At 59.7% G+C, this 670-nt stretch carries 1 protein-coding gene; it reads right to left on the bottom strand.

All coding sequences use genetic code 11. The features are described from left to right. Positions 1-593: transposase family protein (locus tag MJ783_RS18645; RefSeq protein WP_239312046.1), on the bottom strand; the 593-nt coding region annotated here is incomplete at its 3' end. Positions 594-670 lie beyond the last annotated feature (77 nt).

Genomic DNA, 670 nt, shown 5'->3' with positions numbered 1-670 from the left:
GTGATAATGGCTCGCCCCCGTGTATATTTAATCATTTTTACCAGCTTCCCCACCTGGGTTATTTCGTTGGTGCTGCTGGGAACCAGGGTCTGGGCGACGACGACGCCGTCTTCATGGATCATGGCGGCAAACAGTGTGACCTGCGCGTTCTCATCGGTCCAGGCGCCCCGCAGAACCTTCCCATCCAGCGCGAGCACCAGATCACCGTCGCGATCACGTGTCGCGCATTCATGCAGCCAGGCACCGACAATAAGGTCCAACACGTCCGCGTCGACCTGTGTCAGGACATCCCGAATCGTGCTCTCGCTCGGCGCCTCGTACCACGCGCGAAAATAATCGTAGGGCGCCCCGAGCTGGGCGAGAAGGCGTTGCGGAAGGTCGCCAGCCCGTCGGCCGATCTGGCGGTAGTTCGCGGCGCCAGCGAGTGTCGCGACAACCGCGACAGCGAGAATACAATCAATGTTGTAGATCTTTCCGCGGGCCGCCCGGAAATCTTTCACCTGGCGCAGCATCTCGAGAAGTCTGCTGGCCGTATTCTCGCCGGCGTGGTCATGGCCGTTCGACAGGGTGGCGCCGGTCTGGCATGATGACATGCGATGGCCTTCTCGGTTGGGGTTGTGTTTCTGGTACTTTCATTATCCCGACCGGAAGGTCATTTTCATCACAACGG

It is taken from the genome of Protofrankia sp. Cj3, from assembly GCF_917627355.1.
In the GTDB taxonomy this organism is placed as follows: Bacteria; Actinomycetota; Actinomycetes; order Frankiales; family Frankiaceae; genus Protofrankia.
This window is presented reverse-complemented; position numbering and strand designations above follow the sequence as displayed.